Origin of the sequence: Arthrobacter sp. fls2-241-R2A-172, from assembly GCF_030208885.1 — a bacterium.
Lineage (GTDB): Bacteria > Actinomycetota > Actinomycetes > Actinomycetales > Micrococcaceae > Arthrobacter.
In genome coordinates, this window is the sequence record NZ_JARVTB010000009.1 from 130,023 (window position 1) to 136,586 (window position 6,564).

General features: G+C 63.9%; 7 protein-coding genes. 1 reads left to right on the top strand and 6 read right to left on the bottom strand.

Annotation, left to right across the window (positions count from 1 at the left end):
* Positions 1-93: 93 nt before the first annotated feature.
* On the top strand, positions 94-597 hold the full coding sequence (locus tag QRM57_RS14700; RefSeq protein WP_026005636.1) for a DUF3145 domain-containing protein: 504 nt from the start codon (positions 94-96) through the stop codon (positions 595-597).
* A gap of 93 nt (positions 598-690) precedes the next feature.
* Here the strand turns inward: QRM57_RS14700 and QRM57_RS14705 are convergent, their stop codons facing one another.
* The 6 genes from QRM57_RS14705 to QRM57_RS14730 form a co-directional block, all read right to left on the bottom strand.
* Positions 691-1,926: a beta-ketoacyl-[acyl-carrier-protein] synthase family protein gene (locus QRM57_RS14705; RefSeq protein WP_235522075.1), complete on the bottom strand. Its 1,236-nt coding sequence runs from the start codon at positions 1,924-1,926 to the stop codon at positions 691-693.
* Positions 1,927-2,056: 130 nt separating this feature from the next.
* Positions 2,057-2,302 (bottom strand): acyl carrier protein, encoded by a 246-nt coding sequence (locus tag QRM57_RS14710; protein WP_175320862.1) that lies wholly within the window; start codon positions 2,300-2,302, stop codon positions 2,057-2,059.
* A 116-nt stretch (positions 2,303-2,418) separates the two neighbouring features.
* Positions 2,419-3,480, bottom strand: coding sequence for a beta-ketoacyl-ACP synthase III (locus tag QRM57_RS14715; protein ID WP_257371061.1), 1,062 nt, complete (start codon positions 3,478-3,480; stop codon positions 2,419-2,421).
* Positions 3,477-4,406: an ACP S-malonyltransferase gene (locus QRM57_RS14720; RefSeq protein ID WP_257371062.1), complete on the bottom strand. Its 930-nt coding sequence runs from the start codon at positions 4,404-4,406 to the stop codon at positions 3,477-3,479. The genes QRM57_RS14715 and QRM57_RS14720 overlap by 4 nt, the downstream gene beginning before the upstream one ends.
* Before the next feature lie 88 nt (positions 4,407-4,494).
* A complete protein-coding gene (locus QRM57_RS14725) occupies positions 4,495-5,739 on the bottom strand; it encodes a PucR family transcriptional regulator (RefSeq protein ID WP_211713534.1) in 1,245 nt (414 codons plus the stop codon).
* Positions 5,740-5,923: 184 nt separating this feature from the next.
* The coding region (locus QRM57_RS14730; RefSeq protein ID WP_502868651.1) for a transketolase-like TK C-terminal-containing protein at positions 5,924-6,564 on the bottom strand (641 nt) is incomplete at its 5' end.

Below are 6,564 nucleotides of genomic sequence, written 5' to 3' on the forward strand. Positions count from 1 at the left end.
AGGGCACGCTTGAATTTCATGGCACCCGCAGCAACAGCAAACATCCAGGCAGAGGTCGTTGGGGAAGACGTACCTACAGCTATGGAGGATGGAATGTCTGTTGCAACAACCCGCGGTGTCTTGTTTGTGCACTCGGCCCCGACGGCACTTTGCCCGCACGTTGAGTGGGCCATCGGATCGGTCGTGGACAAGCGGACCGATCTTGAGTGGACCCCTCAGCCTGCTGCGCCCGGGATGTTCCGGGCTGAGCTGTCGTGGACCGGTACGCCCGGCACGGGGGCGCAGTTGGCGTCTGCCCTAAGAGGGTGGGCCCACCTGCGCTACGAGGTTACCGAAGAGCCGAGCCAGGGCGTCGACGGGGCCCGTTGGTCCCATACACCCGAGCTCGGTATTTTCCATGCCGTCACAGACGTGCACGGGAACATCATGGTCACTGAAGATCGCATTCGCTATGCCTACGAGTCCGGTGCGGGGGATCCCTCAGCCGTTTACCATGAACTGTCCCTCGCGCTCGGTGAAGCGTGGGACGAGGAACTCGAGCCGTTCCGGCACGCAGCCGAAGGCGCACCCGTGCGTTGGTTGCACCAGGTCGGCTGACTCGAGACAAACACCACCCCATAGCAATGAAGAGGGCCCCACCGGATGGCGGGGCCCTCTTCATGTCTTCAGGCCGGGGCCTGGACAGTGCTTCTAGACGTTTCGGACAGCGATGACAGCGTTGTGTCCGCCGAAGCCGAAGGAGTTGCTCAGAGCGACGATATCGCCCGCTGGCAGGTCGCGAACGGAGGTCACGACATCGAGGGGGATCTCCGGGTCCTGGTTCTCGAGGTTGATGGTCACCGGTGTCTTTCGTTCGTAGACAGCCAAAACCGTCAGGACGGCTTCAACGGCTCCGGAAGCTCCCAGCAGGTGACCCATTTGGGACTTGGTGGCAGAGACCGCCACATTGTCCACGTGGGTGCCAAGGGCAGCCCGCAGTGCAGTGTACTCAGGCTTGTCGCCCACCGGTGTCGACGTGGCATGGGCGTTGACGTGGACAACGTCTTCAGCCTGGATGCGGCCGTCGAACATGGCAGCCTTGAGGGCCCTTGTAGCGCCGAGGCCCTCAGGGTCCGGTGCCGTGATGTGGTAAGCGTCCGCGGTCACCGAGGTTCCGGCAAGCTCTGCGTAGATCCGTGCTCCGCGGGCGATGGCGTGCTCCTCGGCCTCGAGGACCAAAGCTCCGGCACCTTCACCCATGACGAAGCCGTCACGGTCGATGTCGTAGGGGCGCGAAGCGCGCTCCGGCTCGTCATTCCGGCGGGAGAGCGCCTGCATGGAGGAGAACGCCGCCAAAGGCATCGGGTGGATGGCTGCTTCAGCGCCACCGCAGACCACCACGTCAGCCTTGCCGGACCGGATCAGGTCCAGGCCAAGGTGGAGCGCTTCCGTGCCGGACGCGCAGGCCGAAACAGGCGTGTGTGCTCCAGCGCGGGCGCCGAGGTCCAGGCTGACGGCAGCGGCTACGCCGTTGGGCATCAGCATGGGGACTGTCATGGGAAGTACCCGGCGGGGACCCTTGTCACGGAGGGTATCCCAAGCGTCCAGGAGCGTCCAGACGCCGCCGATGCCAGTAGCGAAGGCCACTGCCAAGCGGTCGTGGTCGATCTCGCCGATACCGGAATCCGCCCATGCCTCACGGGCGGCAATGACACCAAACTGCGTGGAAGGGTCCATGCGCTTGGCTTCCACCCGGCTCAGGACGTCCAGGGCCGGCGTCGAGCACCGGGCAGCAAAGTGGACGGGGAGGTCGTACTTGGCCACCCACTCATCTTCGAGCGTACGGGCGCCGGAGACCCCTTTCAGCGCGTTCTGCCACATTGTGGGTACGTCGCCGCCGATGGGAGTGGTGGCCCCCAGACCGGTTATGACTACTTTGCGTGCCATGCGATCACTCTCTGTCGGATCAGCCTGCCCTCCCGATGGATGCACGGGGGGAGGCAAGAAAAACTCTGGGCGTTATTGCGGCTGTGCCGGGCGCAAGGAGGAATCCCGGCCCGGCACAGCGTTGTCAGGACTAAGCCTGTGCGTTTGCGATGAAGCTGACGGCGTCGCCGACGGTCTTGAGGTTCTTTACCTCTTCGTCGGGGATGCGAACGCCGAACTTCTCTTCAGCGTTGACAACGATGGTCATCATGGAGATGGAGTCGATGTCCAGGTCCTCGGTGAAGGACTTGTCCAGTTCCACGGCTTCGGGGGCAAGGCCGGTTTCTTCGTTGACGATTTCAGCCAGGCCGGCCAGGATCTCTTCGTTGCTAGCCATTGTTGGCTCCTTTTCTTGTTTGTACCGGCTACTGCCGGAAAGGGGGGCAAACCGCGGTTACGGTTTGGGTTTGTAAGTCGTATTCAGTTGGCTGGAGGCCACCGGGACTCCAGGTTCTACGGCAGGACTACTACCTGCGCCCCGAAGACCAGGCCCGCTCCGAAGCCGATTTGCAGGGCAAGGCCGCCGCTCAGTTCCGGGTTTTCCTTGAGTAGGCGGTGTGTGGCCAGCGGGATGGAAGCGGCTGATGTGTTGCCGGCCTGGGCGATGTCGCGGCCGATGACAACGGACTCGGGGAGCTTCAGCTTCTTGACCATCTCGTCGATGATGCGCATGTTCGCTTGGTGGGGAACGAATGCCGCGAGGTCTGCGGCGTCGATACCTGCAGCGTCCAGGGCTTGCTGGGCTACCTTTGCCATCTCCCACACGGCCCAACGGAACACGGTCTGGCCATCTTGGCGCAGTGTGGGCCAGACATCCTGGGTGGCCGAAAGAATGGCGGGGTCGTCGATTTCGTCGGAGTGCCGTGCGGACTCACCAAGTTTCTTGACGTCTTCCAGCGAGTGCGTCATGCCGATGGCGTCCCATTTGCTTCCATCGGAACCCCAGACGGACGGGCCAATGCCGGGGGTGTCGGACGGGCCAACAACCACTGCACCTGCGCCGTCGCCAAGCAGGAAGGAGATGGTGCGCTCGTGGTTGTCGATAACATCCGAGAGTTTCTCGGCGCCGACCACCAGGACGTACTGCGCTGCGCCGGAGCGCACCAGGGCATCAGCCTGGGCCACGCCGTAGCAGTACCCGGCACAGGCGGCCGAGATATCGAAGGCGGGTGCCGGCGTCGCGCCCAAACGTTCGGTGAGGGCGGCGGCGGCCGACGGCGTGGCGTAAGGGTGAGTCACGGTCGAGACAATGACTGCGCCCAATTGGGACGGTTCGATTCCGGCCTGCTGGATTGCTTCGCGCGCAGCACCTTCGGCCATGTCGATCACGCTGACATCCGCGGCGGCGCGGTGGCGGGTGATGATGCCGGTGCGCTGGCGGATCCACTCGTCGGAAGAGTCGATCCACTGGCAAACGTCCTCGTTGGTGACTATGACGTCGGGCCGGTAGGCGCCGATGCCCAGGATGCGGGCGTTCTCATTGACCGCAGTCTTGTTCAGTACCGGGGTGCTCATGCCTGTCCTTCCAATTCAGCGAAAAGTGCAAGAGCCGCGGACAGGTCATCCGGGGTTTTTACTGCAACGGTCTTCACGCCGGGCATGCCGCGCTTGGCGAGGCCGGCAAGGGTCCCGGCGGGTGCAAGCTCGATGACGCCCGTGACTCCGCGCTTGACCATTGTTTCCATGCACTTGTCCCAGCGAACGGGCCGGGAGACCTGTGCAATGAGGCTCTCGACGGCCGCCGTGCCATCCGTAACTTCCTGGCCATCGTAGTTCGACAGCAACGGGACGGACGGGCTCTGGGGCGACAACGATGGCTTGAGGGCTTCCAAAGCGCTCACCGCAGGGGCCATGTGCGAGGTGTGGAATGCGCCCGCAACCTTAAGGGGAATGACGCGGGCCTTGGCCGGCGGGTTGTCTGCGAGAGCCTTGAGCTGGTCGAAAGTGCCGGCCGCGACTGTCTGGCCCGCGCCGTTGACGTTGGCCGGAGTTGCGCCGGAAGCTTCAATGGCTGCCAGGACCTCGGCGGGGTCGCCTCCTACCACGGCGCTCATGCCGGTGGGAGTCACTGCCGCTGCCGCTGCCATGCTGTTGGCGCGTTCACGGACGAAAGTCATGGCTTCGGCGTCGGTCAGGACGCCGGCAAGGGCGGAAGCCGTGATCTCACCGACGGAGTGGCCGGCCAGGATGACCGGGAGGCTGCTGAGCTCGACGTCGAAGAGCGAAGTTGCGGCTACCAGGCCGGCTGCAACAATCAGCGGCTGCGCTACTGCGGTGTCCTTGATGGTCTCTTCGTCAGAGGTGGTGCCGTGGGCCTTGAGGTCAATGCCTGCGATCTCGCTCAGGGAGGCCAACTGGCCTTCGACGGAGGGGAGTTCCAGCCAGGGGGCCAAAAATCCGGGGGTCTGGGAGCCCTGTCCAGGGCAGACGATTGCAAGCACGTATCCAGCTTTCCAAATTGCCACGTGATCCACTGGTGTTTTGGTACACCAAGCTCACTGGGTCAGTTTGTAGGAAGTCTACAACGGTTCAGTTCTGTGAACGCGACGCGTGACGTTCCGGGGCGGCTTTGGGTTGGGCCGAAAGCCGGCCTACAACCAGGGCCGTTTGCAGCACAAACGCCTCCCTGGGCAGGAGCGGATCCCAGCCTGTGACGTCGCAGACACGCTTCAAACGGTAGCGCACAGTGTTGGCATGCACGAACAGTTCCCGGGCTGTGGCCTCCAGGGAATGCCCCAGCTCAAGGTAGGTTCCCAGAGTCTCCACCAAGCCATTGGAGGCCGCCAGAAGGGGCCGGTAGATGTTCTTGATGAGCGACCTGCGGGCCGCGTCATCGCCCGAGACCACACGTTCGGGGAGCAGGTCATCGGCCGCCACCGGGCGCGGGGCCGAAGGCCAGGCGCGGGCGGCCGTGAGGCCCGCGAAAGCCGCTTGTGCCGAACTGCTCGCCTCGACCAGCGAACCGGCTTCGGGTCCGTACACGACGGCGCCGGGGGCGAACAATTCGCTGAGTTTGACGTAGGCCGTGTCCCGGTCCTGTACCCCGCCCAGAATGAGGATCAACCGGTCGCCCTGGATTCCCACCAGTGCGTCCTCGGCGAAGCGCCCGGCCGTCCGGCGCAGTTCGCTGACGTAACTGGCGCTGGGTTCCGACGGCGAATTGCCCACCATGACGGTGAACCTCTCCTGGGCTTTCCAGCCCAGGGCAGCGATCCGGGACCGCAAAGCGTCAGTGTTTTCGCCTCGAAGAATGGCATCTACGATCAAGGCCTCAAGGCGTGTGTCCCAGGAACCACGCGATTCAGCTGCACGCGCATAAACGTCCGCTGCCGCAAACGCGACCTCCCGCGAGTATCGCAGGACCGCTTCGCGCAACGATGGCTGGTCCGACTCCGGAGCGATCACGGGTACCTGGTCTTCGACAACTTCGACGACGATGCGGATCAGCTGCAGCGCCTTTTGCAGGCTGATGGAGCGCGTCAGTTCGGTGGGGGCATTACCAAAGACATCGGTGAGGATCCACGACGGCGAGCTCGGACGCTCGTACCACGTCACGAATGCGGCGATGCCATTCTGGGCCACCAATCCCAGCGCCGAGCGCTCGTCCGAGCTCAGGCGGCTGTACCAGGGCAGTGACTTCTCGAGCTTTCGCATGGTGCTGGTGGACAGTTGCCCAACGTTGGCGCGCAGCTGCCGCAGGGTTTCGGCCTTTTCAGGCGACAATGCCGGGGTTGCTGCCTTGCGCTTGGAAGTTGTTTTGACGGGCTCTGCCATGGAACGAGCATACGGCCCATCCCGGGCAAGCTCCATTTGTGAGAAGGCTACAACTGACGTTGCTGCCCGTCACGTCCTGCCGGGCACCCTGGTTGCCCCCTTAAAGCCCGACGGCGGGCCCCACCTTTCGGTGGAAGCCGCCGTCGCGGTACTGCTGTTGTTGCGGGACGTGCCCGGCAACTATTTAGGCGTCGCCGCCTGCTCCGCCGGTGGTGCCGGCGTTGACATCCAGGAGCCGATACTTCTCGATGGCCTTCTCCAGTGCGTCCTCCGCAACTTCGCCCTTGGCGGCGAGGAGTTGCAGGGTTTTGGCGACGATGGAGTGGGTGTCGTTTTTGAAGTAGCGGCGTGCGGCTTGGCGGGTGTCGGAGAAGCCGAAGCCGTCTGCTCCGAGTGAGGCGAAGTCGTTGGGGATGTATTGGCGGATTTGGTCGGGGACGGCTTTCATGTAGTCGGTGACGGCGATGACGGGTCCGGTTTTGCCTGCGAGTTGTTCGGTGATGAAGGGGGTGGGTGCGGGTTGGCCGGGGTTGAGGAAGGCGTGGTCTTCGGCGGCGAGTCCGTCGCGTCGGAGTTCGTTCCAGGAGGTCACGGACCAGACGTCGGCTGCGACGTTCCAGTCTTCGGCGAGGATCCGGGCGGCTTCCAGGGCCCAGGGCACGGAGACGCCGGAGGCGAGGATCTGCGCGGTGGGCCGGTTGTTATCGCCCTCGGGGGCGTCGGCGAGGTGGTAGATGCCCTTGATCAGTGCGTTGGTGTCGAGGTTTTCCGGTTCCGCGGGTTGGGTGATGGGTTCGTTGTAGACGGTGAGGTAGTACATCACGT